The organism is Streptomyces sp. NPDC057280 (genome assembly GCF_042668605.1).
Classification (GTDB): domain Bacteria; phylum Actinomycetota; class Actinomycetes; order Streptomycetales; family Streptomycetaceae; genus Streptomyces.
The window spans coordinates 647,426-669,412 of the sequence record NZ_JBHUYR010000003.1; the positions used below are offsets into that span (position 1 = coordinate 647,426).

Below are 21,987 nucleotides of genomic sequence, written 5' to 3' on the forward strand. Positions count from 1 at the left end.
GTGTCCCTGGAACCTCCCGCGTCCCTACAATGCGCGGCCATGTCCAGGCCACCTCACCCCGAGAACGGCATCGGCGCGGCCGGAGCGCCCCAGGGTGCGCCGAACGTGTACCACCCGCAGCCCGGGCCACCCCCCTCCTACGACGCCTACGCCGACCCGGCCATCGCGCACGGCTGGCAGAACGCGTACGACGAGACGGCCGAGCTGCCGTCGATGGCCCTAGGGGCTCCGGGGCTCCCGGAGGCTCCGCGGCTTCCGGTTGGCGCCGGCCCCCGCTCCCGTCGTAAGCCCAAGACCGCTCCCTGGCGCTCGCGGCGCGCGGCCGTCGCCGCCGGGGCCGTCGGCGCGGTGTCGGTGGTGGCGATCATCGCCGGGCTCTCGCTGTCCGGGTCGTCCGACGGCCCGGAGGGCAAGGGCGCGTCTACGGGTTCGGCGGCGCCGGAGGTGTCGACGGAACCCGCCTCGGGCACGGCCGGCAAGACCGAGGACCATGGGCCGGGTTCCGCCGCGCCGGTCTCCTCGGCCCCGCCCGCGGCCCCGTCGCCCACGACGTCGGACACGGCCGAGCCCTCAGCCGGCGCCACCACGACCGCTCCCGCCCCCACCCCCTCGGCCACGCCGACCGCGACCCGGTCCGATACGGGCTCCGACTCCGGTGCCGGTTCCGACAGCAAGCCCGGCAAAGGCCGGGGCAGCACCAAACGACCCAGGTAGCAGATGCATGAAGTCCCCAACTCTGGGCAGCAGTGCGCCTGTTGACAGGGGACGCATAGGGAAACCCCCATCGCTCGAGAGAACTCCTTGCCCGGCTGCCCCCCACGCGATGAGAATGCGCATGACAACTTGGCGGGTGGCCGGAGATTCTCCGGTCACCCTCGTCGCAATGAGGGGACCCCCACATGAAGAAGCCTCTCGGTGCCGTAGTGATCGCCCTGGCCTTGGCCGGGGTCGGCGCGGCACCCGCGGTCGCGGCCCCGGACACCACGAGCGCGGTGGACACCAGCACCGCCGTCTCCACGGCCTGGGACACGGTCACGTCCGCCTCGGCGAGCCTGAACCGGGCGCTCGCACCCCAGGTCAAGGCCGTCAGCTTCGCCGGTACCGTCTCGCTCAGCAACTGTTCCGGGTCCGTCATCCGCTTCCCCAACTCCGAGGCGGACGACCCCGCGCTGGTCATGTCCAACGGGCACTGCCTGGAGACCGGCTTCCCGGCGGCCGGCGAGGTCATCGTCGACCAGGCCTCGACCCGCAGCTTCGGGCTTCTCAACTCCGCCGGCACCCGGGTCGGCACGCTCCGCGCCAACAAGATCGCCTACGCGACGATGACCGACACCGACGTGTCGATCTACCAGCTCACGCGCACCTACGCGTCCATCAAGAGCACCTACGGCATCGACGCCCTCACCCTGAACGACACCCACCCGGTCGCCGGCACCGCCATCACGGTCGTCTCCGGCTACTGGAAGCGCACGTACGCCTGCAACGTCGACGGCTTCGCCTACCGCCTCAAGGAAGGCGAGTGGACCTGGAAGGACTCGGTCCGCTACACCTCCGCCTGCCAGACCATCGGCGGCACCTCGGGCTCGCCCGTCATCGACAACGCCACCGGCAAGGTCGTCGCCGTCAACAACACCGGCAACGAGGACGGCGGCCGCTGCACCGACAACAACCCCTGCGAGGTCGACGCGAGCGGCAACGTCACCGTCCGCGAGGGCATCAACTACGCCCAGGAGACCTACCAGATCCCGGCCTGCTTCGGCCTGGACAACAAGCTGGACCTGAGCAAGAGCGGCTGCACGCTGCCCAAGCCGTAGCCCTCATGAGGCGGTTCGCCGGACGGAGCGTCCCGCAAGGACGTCCGTCCGGCGGCCGTCCTCGATCACGAAACGGCCGTCGACCAGGACGTGCGGGATACCGGTCGGGAGGACGCGCGGCTCGGCGAAGGTCGAGCCCGCGGCCACCGTCGCCGGGTCGAAGAGGACGAGGTCGGCCTTGTAGCCCTCGCGGACCAGGCCGCGGTCGGGCAGGCGGAGCCGGGCCGCCGGGCGGCCGGTCAGATGCGCGACGCACTCCTCCAGGGACAGCACCCCCAACTCCCGTACGTAATGGCCGAGGTAGTGCGGGAACGTGCCGTACGCCCGCGGATGCGGCTTCGCGCCCTGAAGGATGCCGTCCGAGCCGCCGGTGTGGACGCGGTGGCGCATGATCTGCCGGACGTTCTCCTCGTGGCCCACGTGCTGGATGATCGACGGGGCCAGCCGGTCGGCGAGCAGCAGCCGGCGGGCGGTCGCCCAGCCGTCGACGCGGCGGCCGACGTGGTCCGCCAGGGCGGGGTCGCCGACCCCCGAGATCTCGATCGTCTCCCACTCGACCGGCACCCCGTGGCAGCCGTCCGAGCCGACGACCTCCAGGTGGTGCCGGATGCGCTCGGCGGTGTCGTCGTCCGCGAGCCGCCTGAGGATCTCCTGCGGACCGCCCTCGCTCGCCCAACTCGGCAGCAGGGCGGCGAGAGTCGTACTGCCCGGTGTGTAGGGGTACGTGTCGAGGCTGATGTCGGCGCCGTCCGCGAGGGCCTTGTCCAGCAGCGCGATCAGCTCCGGCGCCCGGCCCTTGTTCACGCCGAAGTTCATGGTGGCGTGGGCGAGATGGAGCGCACAGCCCGCCTCCCGGGTCAGGGCCACCATCTCCTCGTACGCCTCCAGCGCGCCCGCCCCGTAGGAGCGGTGGTGCGGGCAGTAGTAGCCGCCGTACGACGCCACCACCCGGCACAGCTCGGTGAGTTCGGCGTCCTTGGCGTACATGCCGGGCGTGTAGGTGAGCCCGGACGACATGCCGACCGCGCCCTGCTCCATGCCCTCGGCGACCAGCTGCCGCATCCGGTCCAGCTCGGCCGGGGTCGCCTCGCGGTCCTCCCAGCCGACGGCGAGCATCCGGACGGTCCCCTGGGGGATCAGATACGCCGCGTTGACGGCGATGCCCCGGTCGAGGCGGTCCAGATACTCGCCGACCGTCCGCCAGTCGAAGTCGATGTCGTCGCCGTACCCGTTCCACCCGGTGATCGCGCGGCGCACCTCGGCGAGCGTGCGGTCGTCGACCGGGGCGTACGACAGCCCGTCCTGGCCCAGGACTTCGAGGGTGACGCCCTGCGCGGCCTTGGCGCTGTGGTCGGGGTCGCGCAGCAGGGCGAGGTCGCTGTGGGCGTGCATGTCGACGAAGCCGGGGGAGAGGACGAGCCCCTCGGCATCCAACTCCCGCCGTGCAGTGGGGCGTTGGCACCCGGCGTCGGCGGCCTCCTTGACGATCGAGACGATCCGGCCGCCGTCGACCACCACATCGGCGCGGTACGAGGATTCACCGCTGCCGTCGACGACGTCCGCGTCCCGGATGACGAGCTCTTCCATGGCGGGCCCTTCAGAAGGAGGTACGGAGGTACTCGACTCGGAAATGGACAGGGATGTACCTGACTCAGAAATAGGTACGGATGTACCCGACTCAGAAATAGGTACGGATGTACTCGACGACCGTGCCGTCCGCCTCGGCCACCGGGATCAGCTGCCACTTGTCGAAGGACGTGCATGGGTGGGAGAGGCCCAGTCCCACCCAGTCGCCGACCTCCAGGTCCGCCTCCGGGCCGGTGCGCAGCCAGGCGTGCTGGTCGGACAGCCCGGTGACCTCGATGCCGGTCGCCGGACGCTCCGCCCCGTCCCGGCGTACCACCTGGGCGGACGGCAGGCCCAGGTCGTAGGCCGCGTCGCGCTTGCCCGCGTTGGCGAAGGCCTGCTCGGCGGAGGGCCGGGAGACGATCTGCGCCCAGAGCCGGAACGCCGGCTCCAGGGCGCCCTCCTCCGGGACCCGGTTGAAGGGAGTGATCTTCCGGTAGTGCCCGTCGTCGTGCGAGACATAGGCGCCTGAGCGCAGCAACTTCAGTACGGGGAGCGACAGTCCGGGGAGGTCGGCGAAGACGTCGGCGACCGCGTCGAACCAGGCGCTGCCGCCCGCGCTGACCACGATCTCGTCGAGGCCGGCGAAACGTCCCCCCTTGTCGAAGTCGATGGCGAGCCCGACGAGCCGCCGCAGCCAGGCGTGCACCCGCTCGGGGTCGGCCTGCGGCACCTCCCCCTCGTACCCGGCGACACCGACCAGCCGCAGCGTCTCCGTGCCGGCCACGGCATCGGCGACCGCCGCGCACTCGGCCTCGGTGCGGACGCCGGTACGCGCCCCCTCACCGGCGGCGAGTTCGACGACGACGTCCACCGGCCGGGCGGTCCCCCGCAGCGCGCGGTCCATCAGTTCGACGCCGCGCACGGAGTCGACGTAACAGATGATCCGGAAGGCGGGGTCCGACGCCAGCTCACCGGCGATCCAGCGGAGCGCGGCGGCGTCGGTCAGCTCGTTGGCGAGGAAGACCCGCTGGACGCCGTACGCCCGGGCGACGCGGACCTGGTGCGGGACGGCGAGGGTGATGCCCCAGGCGCCGTGCTCGATCTGGCGCCGGAAGAGCTGCGGCGCCATGGACGTCTTGCCGTGCGGGGCGAAGGCGAGGCCGTGCCGGTCGGCGTACGTCTCCATGAGCCGGAGGTTGTGCTCGAGGCGCTCGGCGGAGAGGGCCAGCACCGGGGTGGTGAAGCCGTCGGTGAAGAGATTGCGGCGCTGGGCGGCGAGCTCGCCGACGGTGAGGCCGTCGGCGTCCGGGGGGAGGCCCTTGAAGCGGTGGTCGACGCGTTCCTCCGCGAGGCGGGCGAGGGCTTCGGAACCGGTGTCACGAGACACGGGGCCTCCCTGATCAGGTCGGTTGCACTCTGTGCAACGTGCATTGCGTATGTCGCTCAACGCTGTCTAACATCCAGGCCAACGCCGGGTCAATGGAGCCGCCCGGGCCCGAGACGACGAGGAGCCACGACCATCGTGAACGCCCCGGACGTCGTGGACGTCGTCGCGCTCGGCGAGTCCATGGTCACGTTCCTGCCCACCCGACCGGGCCGCCTCGCCGACGTGCCGTCCTTCGACCGGGCGATCGGCGGCGCGGAGTCCAACGTGGCGTGTGTCCTCGCCGCGGCGGGGCATTCGGCGCGGTGGGTCAGCCGGGTGGGGGCCGACGGCTTCGGGGATCACCTGGTCGGGACGATCGGCTCGTACGGCGTGGATGTCAGCGGCGTACGCCGGGACGCGCTGCGGCCGACGGGGGTGTACTTCCGTACGGCGGGGGAGCGCGGGACGTCCGCGCACGAGGTCGCCTACTACCGGGCGGGATCGGCGGCGTCGGCGATGACGGTGGACGACGTGGAGGTGGGCGCGGGCCGGATCCTGCACCTGTCCGGGATCACGGCGGCACTGTCCGAGGGCTGCCTGGAGCTGATGCGCTCCCTGACGGCGCGGGGCGAGGGGCGCCCCTTGGTGTCCTTCGACGTGAACCATCGTTCGGGGTTGTGGCGTGACGCCGATGGGCCTCGGGTGCTGCTGGAGCTGGCGCGGGGGGCGGATGTGGTGTTCGTGGGGGAGGACGAGGCGGAGGAGGCGTGGGGGGTCGGCGGCGGGCCGGACGAGATCCGGGAGCTGCTGCCGGAGCCGGCGGTGCTGGTGGTGAAGCAAGGAGGGGCGGGGGCAACCGCTTTCGTGTCGCCTGCGGGTGTGTGGGGGCTGGTCGCGCAGTTCCCCGCGCCCCTGGATCCGCTTGCCTCCCGCACCTTCGAACCCGCCCCCACCGTCGACATCGTCTCCACCACCGGCGCCGGAGACGCCTTCGCCGCCGGGTTCCTGTCCGGCACCCTCAGGGACCTCCCCGTACGGGAGCGGCTGAGGCACGGCCACCTCTGGGCCGCCGCCGCCCTCACCGCCCCCGGTGACCTCGCCGCACCCCCTTCCCGCGCACACGCCGACCGCCTCGTCGCCCTCGACGACCAGGCGTGGGAGAGACTTCGACTCGGCCCCGGCTGGACGCAAGCCGCGCAGGCCCCGGAGGAGGTACGCACCCCATGAGTCAGACCGTCGACCGCGCGCTCAGCATCCTGCCGCTGCTCGCCGAGGGCCCCGCCGATCTCGGCCAGGTCGCCGACCGCCTCGGCGTCCACAAGTCCACGGCCCTCCGCCTCCTGCGTACGCTCCACGAACACGGCATGGTCTACCGCCAGTCCGACCAGCGCTACCGCCTCGGCGCCCGCCTCATCGCCCTCGCCCAGGAGGCGATGGAGAACCTCGACATCCGCGAGATCGCCCACCCCCACCTCGTACGCCTGGGCGAACAGGTCGGCCACACCGTCCACCTCGCCGTGTACGAGGAGGGGGACGTCCTCTACATCGACAAGGTGGACAGCCGCTACCCGGTGCGGATGTACTCCCGGATCGGGAAGCCCGTCGCGATCACCGTCGCCGCCGTCGCGAAGCTGCTGCTCGCCGACCTTTCGGAGGCCGAGCGCCGCGCCCTCGCCGACAAGCTCGACTACCCCCTGTACACGGCCCGTTCGACCCCCAACGCCGCCGCCTTCCTGAAGGAGTTGGAGCGGGTGCGCGAACAGGGCTGGGCCACCGACCTCGGTGGCCACGAGGAGTCCATCAACTGCATCGCCGCGCCGATCCGCGGCGCCGACGGCCGTGTCGTCGCCGCGATGTCGGTCTCCGCGCCGAACGTCGTCGTCACCGCCGACGAACTCCTCACCCTGCTCCCGCTGGTCCGCCGTACGGCGGAGACGATCAGCGGCGAGTACTCCGGCAGAACCCCCGTCAAGGAAGTCACCCCATGACCGAGAAGATCGCCCTCACCCCCAAGACCCACACCACCCCGCCCGCGAAGTTCTCGCACGGGGTGCGCAAGGGCAACATCCTCCAGGTCGCCGGGCAGGTCGGGTTCCTGCCGGCGGTGGCGGGGCAGGCCCCGACGCCCGCCGGGCCGACCCTGCGTGAGCAGACCCTCCAGACCCTCGCCAACGTCAAGGCGATCCTGGAGGAGGGCGGCGCCTCCTGGGACGACGTGATGATGATCCGCGTCTATCTCACGGACGTCGACCACTTCGCCGAGATGAACGGCATCTACAACACCTACTTCGAGGAGCAGGGGCTCACCCAGCCGCCTGCCGCCCGTACGACCGTCTATGTCGGTCTCCCCGCCGGTCTCCTGATCGAGATCGACGCGCTCGCCGTCCTCGGCTGACGCTTCCTCAACTCCCGCACACCGTAAGCCGCCGGCCTGGCCTCCCACGGGGGGCCATGCCGCGATTCGCCCTGCCCGAAAGCTGTATGCACTTACGCAGAGGACCCCCATGTCCCTTCCGCTCGCCGCGACCGCCCCCGCCGAGGCCCCGCCCCACACCGGTGGCCTGCTCCTCCTCGTCGACGGCACCGCCGGTCTGCTGACCGTCGCCGCCCTCGGCATCGCCCTGCTCCTCTTCCTCATCATCAAGGTCAGGATCCAGCCCTTCGTGGCGCTGCTGGCCGTCTCCATAGCCGTCGGCCTGCTCGCCGGCCTGTCGGTCACCGAACTCTTCGGCACCGTCCAGCGCTCCGACGCCGTGTCCACCATCGAGTCCGGCATGGGCGGCATCCTCGGCCATGTCGCGATCATCATCGGCCTCGGCACGATGCTCGGCGCGATCCTCGAAGTCAGCGGCGGAGCCGAGGTGCTGGCGTCCCGGTTGCTGAACCTCTTCGGGGAGAAGCGGGCGCCCCTCGCCATGGGCCTCACCGGCCTCATCTTCGGCATCCCGGTCTTCTTCGACGTCGGCATCTTCGTGCTCGCGCCGATCGTCTACGCGGCCGCCAAGCGCAGCGGCAAGTCCATCCTGCTGTACTGCCTCCCGCTGCTCGCGGGCCTGTCGATGACCCATGCCTTCCTGCCCCCGCACCCGGGTCCGGTGGCCGCGGCCGGCCTGCTCCACGTGGACCTCGGCTGGGTCATCCTCATGGGCGTCGTCTGCGGCATCCCGGCGGTGCTGGCCGCGTGGGCGTTCTCGGCGTGGGTCGGCCGCCGCATCTTCGTGGCCGTACCGCAGGACATGGTCGAGGCGGCGGCGGAGGCGCGGCTGGCGGTGATCGAGGAGCAGCGCGCGCAGGGTGTCGTACCGCGGGAGGACCCCGTCCCGCTCGGCACGGTGCTCGGCATCATCGGCACCCCGCTGGTCCTGATCCTCGCCGCGACCTTCTCCTCGATCGCCCTCGACCCGTCCACCGGGCGCTCGGTGATCGAGTTCTTCGGCAGCCCCTTCGTCGCCCTGACGATCGCCCTGCTCCTCGCCTACTGGCTCCTCGGCATCCGCCGCGGCTGGTCGCGCAAGTCCCTGGAGACGGTGTCGACTTCATCGCTCAAGCCGGTAGGCAACATCCTCCTCGTGGTCGGCGCGGGCGGGGTCTTCGGCGCCGTCCTGAAGGCCAGCGGCGTCGCCCAGGCCCTGTCCGACACCTTCAACGACGTCGGCCTCCCGGTCATCGTCCTCGCCTATCTGATCTCGGTGGTCCTGCGGGTCGCCCAGGGCTCGGCCACGGTCGCCATCGTGACGACGGCCGGCATCGTGGCCCCGCTCCTCGCCGAGGGCGACCACTCCCAGGCCTTCGTCGCCCTCGTCATCATGGCCATCTCGGCCGGCTCCATCTTCGCCTCGCACGTCAACGACGGAGGCTTCTGGATGGTCGCCAAGTACTTCGGCATCAGCGAACGGGACACCTTGAAGACGTGGACCGTGCTGGAGACGGTGCTGTCGGTGGTCGGGTTCCTGGTGGCGGCCGCCCTGAGCCTCTTCGTGTCGTAACTCCCTTGCCTGCGGCCTGACTTCGCCCCGGACGCGACCCGTTCGCGACCGGGGCGTGCGCTGGAATGGTTGTACGGAGCGGGCTTGTGAGGGCCGCGACGGCGGTGCGATGCTGATCGTCATGCCGCCGTCGCCTCACGTGCCCGACCACGGAGCGGTTCTCGCGGAGGTGCGGAAGGTGCGGCGGGCCGGAGTCGTCAGGCTGCGCGCGCTCGACGTACCGGCACTCGCCGGGGCCGCCCGTGAACTCCCGCGGGGAGACGGCGAGTCGCCAGGGGGGCCGGTGGAGAAGGTGTTGCGGCTCGCCGTCTCCAGGATGGGCGGCGGCACCCTGCAGACCGCCGCCGAGTACAGCCTCGGCCTCGCCCAGGGCACCCGCGACTGGCCGGCCGCCGACCGGCGCCGGCGGGCCGCCCAGGTGTACGGGGTGAGCGTCGAGCGGTTCCGCAAGCACCACGAGCTCATGGTCCTCGGGCAGGTCGCCGAACAGGTCGTCCAGCTCGTCGCCCAGGGGGTGCCCCCGAGCGGAGCGCCCGTACCGCCGTACGACCCGTCGCCCGACCGCATGCCCGCCGCCCACCGCACCCTGCGCTTGCGCGTCGACCGCCGTACCGTCCCCGTCAGCCTGCACGTCCACTCCGTCGACCTGCTGCGCGACATCGACGTGGTCGTCTCGCCGACGAACATCTACTTCGCGCTGCCCGCGCCCTACAAGTCGTCCGTCTCCGCCACCCTGCGCCGCGCGGGCGCGCACCGGGACCCCGTCGGGGGACTCGTCGACGACAGGATCGACGACGAGTTACGGGGCTGGACCGCCCGGCACGGGGCTCCCGGCCGGGCGGCACAGCCCGGGACGGTCGCGGTCACCTCGGCGGGCGCGCTGGCCGCCCAGGGCATCCGGCGGATCTACCACGTCGCCGTGGCCGTGCCCCGCCCCGAGACCAACGACTACGACGTCCAGCCCGCCGACATCACCCGAGGCGTCGCCCGCGTCTTCGCGCTGCTCGCCGAGGAAGCCGGCGCCCACGACCCGCCCCTGCGGTCCGTCTGCCTGCCCCTGCTCGGCGCCGGGCGCGGCGGCCTCACCCCGCTGGAGAGCTTCGGCGCGCTGTGGGCCGCCGTCGAGGCCGAACTCGCCCGCGGCGCCGACTGGGAGATCCACTTCGTCGTACGCCGGCACGCCCGCGCCGACCTGCTGGAACGCCTGCTGGCCCCCCATGTCCCCGCGGAGGACGACCGATGAGCGCGCCCGACGATCCGTACGTCGTCCTCGCCGCCGCCGCGGCCCGCTGGGACCGGGTCGCCGGACGCCTCGGAACCGAGGAACGGGAGCGGCTGACCGGCCTGGTCGCCGTGGTCCGCGACCCCGAACGCGACGAGCGGCTGCGGTACGCCGCCGCCCGGCAGGCCGCCGACCTGCTGGCGGAGTGGCTGCCGGACGAGTTCGGGGCGGAGACCGGGGCGCGGTTCACGGGGACGCCGGCGACCGGGGGCGGCCGGCCGACCGTGCAGGGCTTCGCCGCCGAGGATCTCGCCGTCCTGCTCATCGACGGGCACCGCATGGTCGGCCCCGTCCTCGGGCCGGTGCGCGAACGGCTGCTCGCCGAGCCCGCGTTGGACGCCGAGACGCTCCTCCAGCGTGGCGGCGCCCCCTTCGCTCCCGAGCTGATCCGGCTGCCCGGCGTGGGCGGACGGCTGCGCCTGCCGCGGTTCCAGTTCTCCGAGGACACCCTGCCCTGGCTGGTCGTCCTGGAGGTCAACGCCCTGCTGGCCGCCGACCGCGATCCGTGGGGCGCCGCCGACTGGTGGCTGTCCGCCAACGCCTGGCTCGGCACCAGCCCGGCGAGCCTGCTGGGCACCGGCCGTGACCGTCAACTGGTCGATACCGCAAGGTTCCTGATGGAGAGTGGGGAATGACTCCGAGAACGGAAGACGGCCTGCCGGATGGGAAGTGACTGACCGTGCCCAACTACCGGCCGCCCGAAGCCCTGATCGGGACCCCCGGCAAGGTCACGCTCACCCGCGGCACCCCGCTGTACCGCATCCACGGCTCCCACCGCCCCGCCGCCGGCTTCAACCCGAAGCCCTCCCACTGCCTCTACGGCGGCGGCCGCTTCGACGCCACCTCCTGCGACGCCTACGGCTATCTCTACGCCGGTCTCGGCCCCACGGCCGCCGTCTGCGAGACCCTGCTGCGCTCCCTGCCCTTCGACCCGGCCGGCGGCCCCCGCCTGCTGCCGCGCCGCGCGGTCGAGGGCCGCCGCCTGAGCACCCTGCGCCTCGCCGCCGACCTGACCGTCCTGCCGCTGGTCAGCGCCCAGGACCTGGCCGCCGTCCACCAGGACACCTGGCTGGTGCACACCGAGGCCCACGAGTACCCGTACACCCGCGACTGGGCCCACTGGATCCGCAGCCGCACCGAACCCTGGGCGCAGGGCCTGCTCTGGGCGTCGAAGCGGGAACCGGCCGACCGCACGGTGGTCCTGTTCGGCGACCGCAGCCCGTCCGGCGCCCTGCGCACCGAGGAGGAGGACACCGTGGACTTCGACACGCCCGACGGCCAGGAGTGGCTCAACTCCGTACTCCAGCCGTACTACGTCCAGTTGGCGCCCTAGGCGCCCTAGGGGACGACGGTCCGGACGGTGACCGTGCGGGTGGTCCAGCGGCCCGGGGGGTCCTGGGTGGCCGGGCCGAGGTCGCGGCCGTCGGAGGGGGCGCCGAAGCGCAGTATCTCCTCGTCCGCGCCGGACGCCCACGGGCTCCACGCCGGCATCCGGAACGGCACGGTGTTCAACTCGCCCTCCGCCACGATCAGTTTGAGCCAGTCCCGCACCTCCGCACCGGACGCGACGGCCCTGGACGCCGGCAGCGTCAGCCGCACCGGCCCCCCGTCCAGGGCGTGCCCGGTCCGTCCCGGCCCGATGAAGTGGCCCGGGAACAGCGCCGGATCACTGGCGTAGCTGTCGGTCAGGTCCAGCAGCACACACCAAAGGGGTCGCTGCGAACGGTTGGTGAGCCGGATGGACACCGACGGCGGTTCCCTGTCCGGCCCGTACGCGCACACGATCTCCCCGCGCCCGTCCGGCACGAGCGGCTCCCCGCCGCCCCAGGGGGAGATCTCCACCCGCACCTGGTTGTCCAGGACCGAAGGGCGGGAGGTGAGGTCCCGCAGCCGGTGCCAGCGGGTCAGGTGCGCGAGACAGCCGACGAGGCCCTTGACGTCGTACGACGCTGCCGCCCCGGCGGCCGAACCGTCCCGCTCGGCCGACCTCGCGCCGAGCCACAGCGGTTCCACGAACCGCGTCCCGTCCCGCCCCAGCACCTCCACCGCACCACCGTCCGGCACCAGCCGGAAGTGCAGATCGCCGAACTCCTCGGGACCGTCGACGACTTGGAGCAGCGGACTGGCGTACGAGGCGACGGCCGCCCGGAGCCGTTCGTCCGCCCCCTCGACGCTCACCGTCGCGGGCGGCGTCGACAGGGCGGTCGGCGCGACCGGGTACACCCGCTCCGGTTCCGGCACCCAGCCCACCGGCTGCACCAGCGCCCGCTCGGCCCGCACCACGAGAGCCCGCACCGCCCGGGCCCGCTCGACGGGCCCGTCCCCGACCACCGCGAACTCCGTGCCCCCGGCATCCGGCCCGCCCCGCAGCCCGTGCACCGTCCCGCAGTCCACCTCCCACCCCTCAGGCCCGCACCGCAGCAGATGGTCACCGGCGGCGCCTTCCGCCACCGCACCCGCGAGGAACGGCAGATCGGCGGCCGCGGCCGTCTCCGGGAACAGCACCGGCTGCTGCCGGCCCCCCGACCGCCGTACCCGCGCGTCCGCCGCCGCCAGCAACTGCCGGTAGGTGACGTCAGGGCCCGCCGCCCGCGCCGCGCCCAGCAGGGCGTGCGTGAAGATGCCCTGGCGGCGCCCGTCGAACCAGCCCTCGTAGGACAGCTGGTCGAGCCGGCTCGCGGCGAGCAGCAGATGGCGGGCGGCTCCCCGCGGGGGTGCGCAGTCGCGGGCGACCGGCCACTCCGGGCGGGCCGGCGCGTGCCGCGCGGTGAGGTCGGCCGGGACGCGGTCCTCGCGGGTCGCGCCGCCCGAGAAGCAGCAGTCGAGGACCGCCACGACATGGGCGCCGCGCCCCGCCACCTTGTCCAGCAGCGCCCCCAGCCGCTTGTCGGACAGCGGACCGTCCACGCAGACCAGCGCCTGGCTCCGGCCCGTCGCCTCGACGAGCAACTCCGTTCCGGTGGCGACCCGTTCACTGCCGTGCCCCGAGAACCAGAACAACGCCGTGTCGCCGGGCCCGGCCGCCCCGAGGAAGCCCCTGACCCCCTCCTCGACGGCCGCGACCGTCGCCTCCCCGTCCAGCACGGCCCGTACCGCGACGGCGTCCCCGCCCCGCTCCTCCAGCAACTCCCGTGCCGCCCGGACGTCGTTGACGCAGCCGGACAGCGGTGTGGCGATGTGCGGCGGGTAGGCGTTGACGCCCGCCATGAACGCGTAGATCGTCCCCATGGCCGGAAAGTCTGGCAGGCGGGTCCTTGACCAGTCAGTCGAAGGCTTTCTCCGCCTCCAACTCAGCGACCCGCGCCAGCAGTTCGTCCCGGGCGATGGCGTCCGCCCGGGTCGACGGCACCGTACAGGCGTACGCGCCCGCGACCGCCCCGTACCGCGCACAGCGCAGCGGGTCCGCACCCTCCAGCCGGCCGAGCAGGAACGCGGCGGCGAACGCGTCGCCCGCACCGTTGGAGTCCACCACCGCAGCCGGTGGTTCGACGGCGGGTACATGGGTCAGCTCGCCGTCGGCCAGCAGATACGCCCCCTCCGCCCCGGCGGTCGCGACCACGATCCCCGCCCGACCGCGCGCGGCGACGTCCCTCATGGTGGCCTCCGGGTCGGCCAGCGCGGCCGTGGACAGGAAGACCAGGTCGGCGGCGAGGGCGAAGGCCTCGTGGTACGGGTTCTCGCCGTCCCAGTTGTGCAGGTCCGTCGAGACCGTCACCCCGCACTCGCGCAGCACCGGCAGCGCGTGCGCGCACGGGTGGGTGATCACCACGTGCGCGTGCCGGGCGGCGTCGGCCAGGGTGCGCAGGGTGTCCTCGGGGAACCGGTCGGTGTCCTGGCCGCGCGTGATGTCGTACAGGGAGAGCCGGCGCCCGTCCGGGCCGACCAGGTTGACCGCCCGCTTGGTTCCCGAGGCCGAGCGCACCTCGGTGAACGGGATGCCCCGGTCCCGGTGCAACGCCCGCACCAGATCGCCCTCGTGGTCGTCGCCGACGACGTCGAGGTGATGGGCGCGCAGCCCGAGCGCGTGCACGCCGAGCGCGACGAAGTCCCCGCTCTGTCCGGCGCGGCTGACGATGCCCGGCTCGATCATGTAGCTGTCGGCGTAGGGGAGCGGCAGTTCGGGGACGTGGACGACGGTGTCCACGCCGGCGCCGCCCAGGACGAGGACGTCGGTCTCGGGGCTCATGGGAGCCGAGTCAACAGCGGCGTTTCCCGACGAGCAACAGCTTGCAGAAAATTTCTGCAAGGGCTTCTCCCGCCGCTTCCGCCCCCGGGGCCCCATGACACAGGTTCGTCCGCCATACTTCCGACCGTGGAGCAGCGCATAGGTTCGAGCAGCAAGCCCCTGGAAGGCGCCGGATTCGACCCGGCCTTCATCCCCGGGCTGACCGCACCCGTGTCCGGCGAGCCCGAGGACGCCGAGCCGGCGGACGCCGAGGAGCCCCTCGCGCAGGAGGAGGCCGCCTCCGGGGAAACGGAGACGGCCGAAGCGGAGGAGACCGAGGAGGAAGCGGCGGCCGAGGGCCCCGTCTTCGAGGCCTCCGACCGCCGCGCGAAGATCGTCGCCGACGCGAAGGGCGTCCGCCTCAGCCTCGACGAGGAGCGGTGCGAGTTCGGCTGGGACGAGATCGGCGCGGTCGAGACGGAGTCACCCCGCTTCGGCAAGCGCTTCACGATCACGGTCCACACCCCTGACCGCCGCTGGTACCCGATCGAGATCGAGGCGGCGGCCAGGGCGGACTTCAAGAAGTGGGAAGAGCAGCTGGACGCTGTCCTCGACGCCTACTTCGAGGAATCCGACTAACTGCAGTACTGGGCCGCCTTGCCGATGGACCGGTACATGCAGTCGGCGTTCTCCAGCAGCTGCAGCACGGCGTCCCGGTTCCGGGCGGTCTCCCGCGCGATCACCTCGTCGGGAGGGTAGAACCCACCCTGGGAACTGGACGTCGGATACATCTCGAAGGTGTACGCGAAGATCTTCTGGTTGCCCCACAGCCAGTCGTCGATGGACCCGTCGGTGATGTACAGGTCGCTCGACTGTTCGGGCGTGTAGCCGTTGCTCGCGGCCATCTTCTGCCCGACCGTGGCGAAGGCGTTCCGGTCGTCGGCCGTCATGCCCGTCGTCGTGTCGGCCGTCGTGTACCCGAAGGGCCACAACACCAGCTCGCTGTACGTGTGGAAGTCGATCCCGGCCTTGATCTGCTGGACCCCGCCGACCACCCGGCTGCGCACGAAATTCGCGACGACCTTCACCTCGGGAGCCGACTCGGCGGCCGATCCGCGGTACGTCTCGGAGGACGTCGACCCGGACGAGCCGCCGCAGCAGCCCCACCGGTAGTTCCAGTTGCGGTTGAGGTCCGTACCGACGTACGAGGACCCGGAGTTGGGCTGCCGGTTCTTCCGCCAGGAGCGGTACGAGCCGGTGGCGACGTCGTACTCGCCGCCGTCGGGGTTGAGGTCCGGCACGATCCAGATCTCCCGGCTGTTGACCAGGCTCGTCACGCGTGAGTCGGTGCCGTAGCCGGAGGTCAGCTGGTCGAGCAGGTAGAGCGCCATCTCGACGGTGAGATGCTCGCGCGCGTGCTGGTGGTGGGTGAACAGCACCTCGGGCTCGGACTCGTCCGTCGCCACGTTGTCGCTGATCTTCAGGGCGACGATGTTCCGCCCCTGGTAGGACGTGCCGATCACACGCTGGCTCACGATGTCCGGGTGGGCCGCGACGACGGAGTTGATCTCGTTCGTCATCTCCGCGTAGTTGTGATAGCGCGAGTCGGCCGACGGGAAGTCGTAGAGCCGCAGCTCGTCCTCGGCCAGCCGGTCCGGGGCGGAGCCCAATGCCTCGACCTGGTAGCCGAGTCGGCGCAGCTGCTTGATCTGGTCGGCCCGCCCGGAGACCACGACGGTCTCCTCGTCGGCCTCGTCCACCGTGACGCCGGTCTGCTGGATGGCCGTACGGGTCAGCGGGGTGGTGTGCTGGTGGATCTCGTACTGCCGGATGTCGTCCTTGCTGGGCGCCGCCTTGCCGACGCTGTCGGCGGACGCGTCCATCGAGGTCAGGGGCGCGGCGAGCGCCAGGGCGAGCAGGGCGGCGAACGCGGCGGTGCGTCTGCCGCCCCGGGCGCCTGCGCCTCGTGTCCGAAGTCGCATGAAGTCTCCTTGTGGGAGTGGGGAGTGGCGATTCAGTGCGACGTACGTGGTGCGGGTGTGCGGCTCATCGTCGACGCATGGCATGAGCAGGTCAAGAGCGCATCAAGGCGCACTGGCGTGAATCGAATCCTCGTGGCGAACGCTCGCATCGGCTGTTCGAACTCCTGTGTGTAGGTAGTGAATCGGGTAGTCCTCCCCGTGTGCGGGGAGGCCCGGGCGGACATCCTGATGCCATGCTGCGTCCCCGGTACGCCTCGTACCCTCAGCCCCCGCTGGGGGCAGGCCATCTGAGTGTCGAGTACGAGCCCCGTCCCACCGCGGTCCGCGAGGCCCGTGCCCTGGTCCGGCGGCAGTTGGAGGGCTGGGGGCTCGCCGACCGGGACGACGGCACCGATCTCACCGACACCGCCGAACTGCTGGTGAGCGAGCTGGTCACCAACGCCCTGCTGCGCTCCGCCGGCAGCCGCCTCCGCCTCACCCTCACCGCCGCGCACGGCGTCCTGCGCTGCGAGGTCTCCGACGTCGGCCCCCGCGTGCCCCGGGTCCTGGCGGCCGGCTCCGCCACGAGCGGGCGGGGGATGTTCCTGGTCGACGCGCTCGCCCTGCGCTGGGGCTGCCGCCAGGACGGGACGGGCAAGACCGTGTGGTTCGAACTCGGCACCTGCGGGGCGGACGGCTGCGGTCCGCGCCGGCCGTAGGCCCTCTTGTCAGCACCGGCTCTTTGCGGTTTGTTGACCTTCATGGCTGACACCACGGGAAACCCCACCGCCACCCAGGTATCGACCACTCCCACACCGCGCAAGTCCAGTTGGAAGTACATCGGCCCCGGCATCGTCGTCGCGGCCACCGGTGTCGGCGCGGGCGACCTGGTCGCCACCCTCATCGCCGGCAGCAACTTCGGCTACACCCTGCTGTGGGCCGCCGTGATCGGCTGCCTGGTCAAGATCTCCCTCGCCGAGGCCGCGGGCCGCTGGCACCTGTCCACCGGCCGCACCCTCTTCGACGGCTGGGCGAGCCTGGGCCGTTGGACCACCTGGTTCTTCGTCGTCTACGTCGTGATCTGGGGCTTCGTGTACGGGGCGGCGGCGATGTCGTCGAGCGCGCTGCCGCTGCAGGCCCTGTTCCCCGACGTGATGGACCTCAAGTGGTGGGCGGTCGCCTGCGGCCTGGTCGGTCTGGTCTTCGTCTGGTTCAACAAGTACGAGGTCTTCGAGAAGGTCATGACGGTCCTGGTGGGCGTCATGTTCGTGGTGACGGTCTATCTGGCGATCCGGGTCACCCCGAACCTCCCCGACGCCCTCGCCGGCCTCCTGCCCGTCCTGCCCGACGAGAAGGACTCGGTCCTCAACACCCTCGGCCTGATCGGCGGCGTCGGCGGCACCATCACACTGGCCGCGTACGGCTACTGGGTCAACGCCAAGGGCTGGACCGACACCGGCTGGATGAAGGTCATGCGGCTCGACAACCGCGTCGCCTACGCCACCACCGGCATCTTCGTCATCGCGATGCTCTTCGTCGGCGCGGAACTGCTGCACTCGGCGAACGTGGCCATCGCGAGCGGCGACAAGGGCCTCATCCAGCTCAGCGACATCCTGGAGAAGGAGTACGGCTCGGCGACCGCCAAGTTCTTCCTGATCGGCTTCTTCGCCACGTCCTTCACCTCCCTCATCGGCGTCTGGCACGGCGTGAGCCTGATGTTCGCCGACTTCGTCGCCCGCCGGCGCACGGCACAGGCGGCGAAGGGCGAGGAGGTCGCCTCCGGCGCACGCGAACGCTCCTGGCCCTTCCGCGCGTACCTGCTGTGGCTGACCTTCCCGCCCATCGTCCTGCTCTTCCAGGGCCAGCCCTTCCGCCTGATCATCCTCTACGGCGTCCTGGGCGCGGCGTTCCTCCCCTTCCTCGCCGGCACCCTGATCTGGCTCCTCAACTCCTCCCGCACCCCCGCCGAATGGCGCAACGGCCTGCTCAGCAACGTGATGCTGGTGGTCGCCGGGCTGCTGTTCCTGGTGCTGTGCGTGAAGCAGATCTGGGATCAGCCCTGGTCGGAGTTCTTCTGACCGCTCTTCTGACCGTAGAGGTCCTTCCGGCTCGGCCCCCACGCCGAGCTGAGCGCGATCTCCTTGAGCTGGTCCTTGGTCAGGGCGGGCGTGTCACGGCCGGGCGCGTCGTGCGGTCCGCCCGAGTTGTAGGCGCTGATCACCACCCGCAGCCCGTTGATCCGCACGGTGTCGACGGTCCACCTGACCGTGCCCGCCACGTCCTTGTCCCCGGCGTCCTCGCGGGTGACGAGCATCGTGCCGTCGCCGACGTCCTCGGCGCCCTCGAAGATGCTGTCCGAGAGCAGGTCCCCCATGTCCGGCTGCACGTTGATCTCGACGAGGCTCTTGCCCTTGCCGTCGTCGACGACCACATAGCCGTACCCGTCCCCGTCCTTGCTGCGCGAGACCACCTGCATCCCGTCGGGCAGCAGACCGGCGAGCGTCTTGGCCGCGTCGGTGACGGGAGCGGACGGCGTCGGCTCCTGAGAGGGCGGCGCGGGAATCGCGTCGATCGCCTTGAGCCAGGCCGGCGCGGTCGCCAGCTCCTTCAACCCGGCGTTGTCCAGCGGCGGTTCGGTGCGGGTGACCGGCGAGCCCTTCTCGGCCGCGGCGTTCCACTCACTCACCGAGACATGCTGTCCCTTGGCGGTCACCAGGTCGGCGTACCACCACTTGGTGGGCTCCCGCTTGTCGGGGTACTCGTACCCCTGGACGATCTTCAGTACCGAGCCGTCGTCGAGCCGGCTGGACTTGCAGTCGTCGTAGGGGGCCAACAGCTTGTCCGGGCACTGGGCCAGCTGGCGGGCCTCGTCGCCGCCCACCTCGACCCGGTTCAGGTTCACCGAGACGGCCGACGCCCCGTCCCCGTCGTCCCACACGAGGGCCGCGTACGGTCCCGCCTTGTCTCCCGTGCCGGCGCCGTGCTCCTCGCTGAACTTGCCGTGCCCCAGCCGCTCCTTGAGGGTGTCGATCAGTTCCTGGCCGGAGACGGCGGGGAGGGTCGCTGTGCCGCTCGGATCGGCGGCGACCGACGACTGGTCCCGGCCGGGGCCGCCCCCACCGGGCAGCAGCAGCGCACCGCCCACTCCGACCAGCGCGAGCGAGGCCGCGCCGCCCACCACGGCGGCCCGGCGCCGCAGCCGCAGCCGCCGCCCACGGGCCAGCCCGGCCGTCGTGAGCGCGCTGAGGTTCGGTTCGAATCCGCCGCCGGCGGCACGCAGTTCGGCGGCGACGCGGCCCTCGAAGGGATCGCTGTGCTGGTCAACGGGCATGGCAAACCACCGTTTCCGCGAGGTCTGAGTGAAGTGAGGTCGTAGGGAAGGAGCTTGGGTTAGAAGCGGGCGTACTCGCCGAGGTCCTCGCCGAGCAGCTCCCGAAGCCGGGCGAGGGCCCGCGTGCAGCGGGTGCGCACCGCGGCCGAGCTGGCGTGCATCGCGTCGGCGGTCTCCTCGATCGAGCGGTCCTCCCAGTAACGCAGGACGACCACGGCCCGGTCCTTGGCGGGCAGCCGGGCCAGCGCCTCCAGCAGCGTCAGCCGCAGCGGTACGTCGCGCTGGTCGGCGACGGCCCGGTCGGGAAAGGTGTCGGTGGCCCGCTCCCTGCTGCTGCGCCGCCGCTGATGGGCGAGGAAGGAGCGGGTGAGCACGGTCTGCGCGTACCCGGCGGGGTTGCCGACCCGGCTCACCCGGTGCCACGCGATGTAGAGCCGGCCCAGGGTCTCCTGGACGAGATCCTCGGCGAGATGCGTGTCACCGGCGGTGAGCAGACACGCGGAGCGGTACAGGTGCCCCGCGCGCGCCGCTGCGAACTCCGCGTACTGGTCCGCAAGGACCTGTCTCATGTGTTCCCCCTGCTCGTGGGTGCCCGGCGTGCACCGTCCTCACTTGTACTGATGCGGTGGGCCCGGGGAAATGTTTCACGGCCCCAGGTAGGTTGCGTCACGGAAGTTGTACGACTGTCGCACGAGGTAACTCACCGGGGGACCGATGACCCAGCCACCGCCCTACGGCCCGCCACCCGGAGGCTTCGGCCCCCCGCCCCCGCAATACGCCCCGCAGTACCCGCCGCAGTACGCGCCCCAGCCGGCGGCGGCCCCCGCCGGCCCGGAGTTCATGGCCGTGGACCGCCACAACTCCGTGGTCGTCGACATGTCCGGCGTCGCCTTCGAAATACGCGACGCGGAGGCCGAGTTCAGCTGGCCCGAGATCCACACGGTCCACTACAAGGCCACCCCGAACGGCAAGGCCCTGGTCGTCGCGGTGGTCCTGCACAACGGCCAGTTCTACGAGTGCCAGGTCGAGGCCAAACCCAAGGACCGCCTGCGTGAGTGGTTCGCGGGCCTCCAGGCGATCCTCGGCTACTACAAGCCGATGCGCTGACCCGTACGACACCTTCGCGAACCCCGGAAACACGAAAGGCAAGAAGGTGCGGACACCTCTTGCCATATTCAATGTATAGCGCACCGGGGGCCTTGCGGCAAGGCCCCCCTCGTACCGCAGAATCGTCGGCCTGAAGCCGTCACCTGCGGAAATGAGGAAGTCGCGGATGCGTGTTGTGCTGCTGACGTACGGGTCGCGCGGAGACGTGGAGCCGATGGCGGGCCTCGCCGAGGCGCTGCGGGAGCTCGGCGCGCAGGTGCGGGTCTGCGCGCCGCCCGACTTCGAGGAGCTGCTGGCCGGCGTCGGCGTCCCGCTGGTGCCGGTCGGGCCGTCGGTGCGGGCGTTGGCGACGGACGCCGTGACCGGGACACCGGCGAAGCTGCCCCCGACCATGGCCGAGCGGGCCGCCGGACTGTTCGACTCGGTGTACGGCGCCGTCGCCCCGGTCGCCGCCGGGAGCGACCTGGTGTGGCGACGGGCCTGCTCCCGGCCGCCGCCGGCGCGCGGGCGGCGGCGGAGAAGGCGGGCGTCCCGTACGCTTTCGTCTCCTGCTTCCCGTCCTACCTGCCCTCCCCGCACCACCCGCCGCTCGCCTTCCCGGGCCACCCGCTCCCGGCGGACGTCACGGACAACCGGGTGCTGTGGGACCAGAACGCCGAGATCCTGAACGAGCTGTTCGGCGGCGCGGTCAACGCCCGCCGCGCGGCGCTCGGCCTGCCCCCGGTGCCGGACTTCCGCGACCACGTCCTCACCGACCGCCCGCTGCTCGCGGCCGACCCGGCCCTGAGCCCCTGGCAGCAGCCGGCCGACCTCGACGTCGTCCAGACCGGCGCCTGGATCCGCCCCGACGTCCGGCCCCTCCCCGAGGACCTGGAGAAGTTCCTGGCGGCGGGCGCCCCGCCGGTCTACGTCGGCTTCGGCAGCATGCCACTGCGGGACGCGGCCGATGTCTCCCGGGCGGCCGTGGCGGCGGTCCGGGCACAGGGGCACCGGGTGCTGCTCGGGCGCGGCTGGGCCGACCTGGCGCTGATCGACGGCGCGGACGACTGCCTCGTCGTCAGCGAGGTCAACCAGCAGGAGCTGTTCCGCCGGGTGGCCGCGGTCGTGCACCACGGTGGCGCCGGCACCACCACGACCGCCGCCCGGGCCGGGGCGCCCCAGGTGATCGTGGCCCAGATGGCCGACCAGCCCTACTGGGCCGGCCGGATCGCCGAGCTGGGCGTCGGCGCGGCCCACGACGGCCCGACACCGACGTACGCCTCCCTGGCGGCCGCGCTCACCGTCGCCCTGGCCCCCGAGACCCGCGAACGGGCGCGGTCCCTGGCGGCCGAGGTCCGCACGGACGGGGCGACGACGGCGGCGAAGCTGCTGTTCGAAGGCGTCGCCGCGTAGGGTCGCCGGGCGCC

At 72.0% G+C, this 21,987-nt stretch carries 20 protein-coding genes and 1 pseudogene; 14 read left to right on the forward strand and 7 right to left on the reverse strand.

Annotated elements, in window-relative coordinates; genetic code table 11:
* The first annotated feature begins 39 nt into the window (after positions 1-39).
* Positions 40-714, forward strand: coding sequence for a hypothetical protein (locus ACFUO4_RS21490; protein ID WP_383486988.1), 675 nt, complete (start codon positions 40-42; stop codon positions 712-714).
* Positions 715-899: 185 nt separating this feature from the next.
* The gene (locus tag ACFUO4_RS21495; protein WP_079312348.1) at positions 900-1,814 is read left to right on the forward strand and encodes a serine protease; all 915 of its coding nucleotides are present in this window, start codon (positions 900-902) and stop codon (positions 1,812-1,814) included.
* 3 nt (positions 1,815-1,817) lie between these two features.
* Here the strand turns inward: ACFUO4_RS21495 and ACFUO4_RS21500 are convergent, their stop codons facing one another.
* The gene (locus ACFUO4_RS21500; RefSeq protein ID WP_079312350.1) at positions 1,818-3,401 is read right to left on the reverse strand and encodes an amidohydrolase family protein; all 1,584 of its coding nucleotides are present in this window, start codon (positions 3,399-3,401) and stop codon (positions 1,818-1,820) included.
* Positions 3,402-3,492: 91 nt separating this feature from the next.
* On the reverse strand, positions 3,493-4,770 hold the full coding sequence (locus ACFUO4_RS21505) for an amino acid deaminase (RefSeq protein ID WP_383486992.1): 1,278 nt from the start codon (positions 4,768-4,770) through the stop codon (positions 3,493-3,495).
* Positions 4,771-4,950: 180 nt separating this feature from the next.
* Here ACFUO4_RS21505 and ACFUO4_RS21510 point away from each other — a divergent pair, with 180 nt between their 5' ends.
* The 7 genes from ACFUO4_RS21510 to ACFUO4_RS21540 all read left to right on the forward strand — a co-directional run bounded on the left by ACFUO4_RS21510 (position 4,951) and on the right by ACFUO4_RS21540 (position 11,350).
* Positions 4,951-5,976, forward strand: coding sequence for a sugar kinase (locus ACFUO4_RS21510; protein ID WP_383487895.1), 1,026 nt, complete (start codon positions 4,951-4,953; stop codon positions 5,974-5,976).
* Positions 5,973-6,737: an IclR family transcriptional regulator gene (locus ACFUO4_RS21515; RefSeq protein ID WP_383486995.1), complete on the forward strand. Its 765-nt coding sequence runs from the start codon at positions 5,973-5,975 to the stop codon at positions 6,735-6,737. Before ACFUO4_RS21510 ends, ACFUO4_RS21515 begins: the two co-directional genes overlap by 4 nt.
* On the forward strand, positions 6,734-7,144 hold the full coding sequence (locus tag ACFUO4_RS21520; protein ID WP_079312358.1) for a RidA family protein: 411 nt from the start codon (positions 6,734-6,736) through the stop codon (positions 7,142-7,144). Before ACFUO4_RS21515 ends, ACFUO4_RS21520 begins: the two co-directional genes overlap by 4 nt.
* Positions 7,145-7,253: 109 nt before the next feature.
* Positions 7,254-8,735: a GntP family permease gene (locus ACFUO4_RS21525; RefSeq protein ID WP_383486999.1), complete on the forward strand. Its 1,482-nt coding sequence runs from the start codon at positions 7,254-7,256 to the stop codon at positions 8,733-8,735.
* A gap of 121 nt (positions 8,736-8,856) precedes the next feature.
* Complete coding sequence (locus ACFUO4_RS21530; RefSeq protein WP_383487002.1) at positions 8,857-9,978, forward strand: hypothetical protein; 1,122 nt, start codon at positions 8,857-8,859, stop codon at positions 9,976-9,978.
* Positions 9,975-10,652, forward strand: coding sequence for a hypothetical protein (locus tag ACFUO4_RS21535; protein ID WP_383487005.1), 678 nt, complete (start codon positions 9,975-9,977; stop codon positions 10,650-10,652). The genes ACFUO4_RS21530 and ACFUO4_RS21535 overlap by 4 nt, the downstream gene beginning before the upstream one ends.
* A 44-nt stretch (positions 10,653-10,696) precedes the next feature.
* A complete protein-coding gene (locus ACFUO4_RS21540) occupies positions 10,697-11,350 on the forward strand; it encodes an RES family NAD+ phosphorylase (protein WP_383487008.1) in 654 nt (217 codons plus the stop codon).
* 5 nt (positions 11,351-11,355) lie between these two features.
* On the opposite strand, the gene ACFUO4_RS21545 is transcribed toward ACFUO4_RS21540, so the two are convergent.
* Both ACFUO4_RS21545 and ACFUO4_RS21550 read right to left on the reverse strand, forming a co-directional pair.
* Complete coding sequence (locus tag ACFUO4_RS21545; protein WP_383487011.1) at positions 11,356-13,245, reverse strand: caspase domain-containing protein; 1,890 nt, start codon at positions 13,243-13,245, stop codon at positions 11,356-11,358.
* A gap of 34 nt (positions 13,246-13,279) precedes the next feature.
* Positions 13,280-14,203 carry an adenosine kinase gene (locus tag ACFUO4_RS21550; RefSeq protein ID WP_383487014.1) on the reverse strand — a complete coding sequence of 308 codons (924 nt, stop codon included), beginning with the start codon at positions 14,201-14,203 and terminating at the stop codon, positions 13,280-13,282.
* A 126-nt stretch (positions 14,204-14,329) separates the two neighbouring features.
* On the opposite strand from ACFUO4_RS21550, the gene ACFUO4_RS21555 reads away from it, so the two are divergent.
* Positions 14,330-14,821, forward strand: a complete 492-nt coding sequence (locus tag ACFUO4_RS21555) for a hypothetical protein (protein ID WP_079307982.1) — start codon at positions 14,330-14,332, stop codon at positions 14,819-14,821.
* On the opposite strand, the gene ACFUO4_RS21560 is transcribed toward ACFUO4_RS21555, so the two are convergent.
* Positions 14,818-16,164, reverse strand: coding sequence for a M14 family metallopeptidase (locus ACFUO4_RS21560; RefSeq protein WP_079307984.1), 1,347 nt, complete (start codon positions 16,162-16,164; stop codon positions 14,818-14,820). The two genes, ACFUO4_RS21555 and ACFUO4_RS21560, sit on opposite strands and share 4 nt — an antisense overlap.
* Before the next feature lie 233 nt (positions 16,165-16,397).
* Between ACFUO4_RS21560 and ACFUO4_RS21565 the strand changes: the two genes are divergently transcribed.
* Both ACFUO4_RS21565 and ACFUO4_RS21570 read left to right on the forward strand, forming a co-directional pair.
* Positions 16,398-16,862 carry an ATP-binding protein gene (locus ACFUO4_RS21565; RefSeq protein WP_383487018.1) on the forward strand — a complete coding sequence of 155 codons (465 nt, stop codon included), beginning with the start codon at positions 16,398-16,400 and terminating at the stop codon, positions 16,860-16,862.
* Between the two features lie 42 nt (positions 16,863-16,904).
* Entirely contained in the window at positions 16,905-18,221 is a 1,317-nt protein-coding gene (locus ACFUO4_RS21570) for an Nramp family divalent metal transporter (protein WP_383487021.1), read from the forward strand.
* On the opposite strand, the gene ACFUO4_RS21575 is transcribed toward ACFUO4_RS21570, so the two are convergent.
* Both ACFUO4_RS21575 and ACFUO4_RS21580 read right to left on the reverse strand, forming a co-directional pair.
* The gene (locus tag ACFUO4_RS21575) at positions 18,197-19,474 is read right to left on the reverse strand and encodes a hypothetical protein (protein ID WP_383487024.1); all 1,278 of its coding nucleotides are present in this window, start codon (positions 19,472-19,474) and stop codon (positions 18,197-18,199) included. The two genes, ACFUO4_RS21570 and ACFUO4_RS21575, sit on opposite strands and share 25 nt — an antisense overlap.
* A gap of 59 nt (positions 19,475-19,533) precedes the next feature.
* The gene (locus ACFUO4_RS21580; protein ID WP_383487027.1) at positions 19,534-20,043 is read right to left on the reverse strand and encodes a SigE family RNA polymerase sigma factor; all 510 of its coding nucleotides are present in this window, start codon (positions 20,041-20,043) and stop codon (positions 19,534-19,536) included.
* A gap of 145 nt (positions 20,044-20,188) precedes the next feature.
* Here ACFUO4_RS21580 and ACFUO4_RS21585 point away from each other — a divergent pair, with 145 nt between their 5' ends.
* Positions 20,189-20,581 (forward strand): hypothetical protein, encoded by a 393-nt coding sequence (locus ACFUO4_RS21585; protein WP_079307988.1) that lies wholly within the window; start codon positions 20,189-20,191, stop codon positions 20,579-20,581.
* Positions 20,582-20,747: 166 nt separating this feature from the next.
* A pseudogene (locus ACFUO4_RS21590) lies at positions 20,748-21,973 on the forward strand (glycosyltransferase).
* Positions 21,974-21,987 lie beyond the last annotated feature (14 nt).

Bases quoted from the DNA above. Each gene is read 5' to 3' on its own strand.
- ACFUO4_RS21510 (WP_383487895.1), top strand. From the start codon at position 4,951: ATGGTCACGTTCCTGCCCACCCGACCGGGCCGCCTCGCCGACGTGCCG.
- ACFUO4_RS21500 (WP_079312350.1), bottom strand. From the start codon at position 3,401: ATGGAAGAGCTCGTCATCCGGGACGCGGACGTCGTCGACGGCAGCGGT.
- ACFUO4_RS21570 (WP_383487021.1), top strand. From the start codon at position 16,905: ATGGCTGACACCACGGGAAACCCCACCGCCACCCAGGTATCGACCACT.
- ACFUO4_RS21585 (WP_079307988.1), top strand. From the start codon at position 20,189: ATGACCCAGCCACCGCCCTACGGCCCGCCACCCGGAGGCTTCGGCCCC.
- ACFUO4_RS21565 (WP_383487018.1), top strand. From the start codon at position 16,398: ATGCTGCGTCCCCGGTACGCCTCGTACCCTCAGCCCCCGCTGGGGGCA.
- ACFUO4_RS21575 (WP_383487024.1), bottom strand. From the start codon at position 19,474: ATGCCCGTTGACCAGCACAGCGATCCCTTCGAGGGCCGCGTCGCCGCC.
- ACFUO4_RS21535 (WP_383487005.1), top strand. From the start codon at position 9,975: ATGAGCGCGCCCGACGATCCGTACGTCGTCCTCGCCGCCGCCGCGGCC.
- ACFUO4_RS21580 (WP_383487027.1), bottom strand. From the start codon at position 20,043: ATGAGACAGGTCCTTGCGGACCAGTACGCGGAGTTCGCAGCGGCGCGC.
- ACFUO4_RS21515 (WP_383486995.1), top strand. From the start codon at position 5,973: ATGAGTCAGACCGTCGACCGCGCGCTCAGCATCCTGCCGCTGCTCGCC.
- ACFUO4_RS21525 (WP_383486999.1), top strand. From the start codon at position 7,254: ATGTCCCTTCCGCTCGCCGCGACCGCCCCCGCCGAGGCCCCGCCCCAC.
- ACFUO4_RS21550 (WP_383487014.1), bottom strand. From the start codon at position 14,203: ATGAGCCCCGAGACCGACGTCCTCGTCCTGGGCGGCGCCGGCGTGGAC.
- ACFUO4_RS21495 (WP_079312348.1), top strand. From the start codon at position 900: ATGAAGAAGCCTCTCGGTGCCGTAGTGATCGCCCTGGCCTTGGCCGGG.
- ACFUO4_RS21490 (WP_383486988.1), top strand. From the start codon at position 40: ATGTCCAGGCCACCTCACCCCGAGAACGGCATCGGCGCGGCCGGAGCG.
- ACFUO4_RS21530 (WP_383487002.1), top strand. From the start codon at position 8,857: ATGCCGCCGTCGCCTCACGTGCCCGACCACGGAGCGGTTCTCGCGGAG.
- ACFUO4_RS21560 (WP_079307984.1), bottom strand. From the start codon at position 16,164: ATGCGACTTCGGACACGAGGCGCAGGCGCCCGGGGCGGCAGACGCACC.
- ACFUO4_RS21520 (WP_079312358.1), top strand. From the start codon at position 6,734: ATGACCGAGAAGATCGCCCTCACCCCCAAGACCCACACCACCCCGCCC.
- ACFUO4_RS21545 (WP_383487011.1), bottom strand. From the start codon at position 13,245: ATGGGGACGATCTACGCGTTCATGGCGGGCGTCAACGCCTACCCGCCG.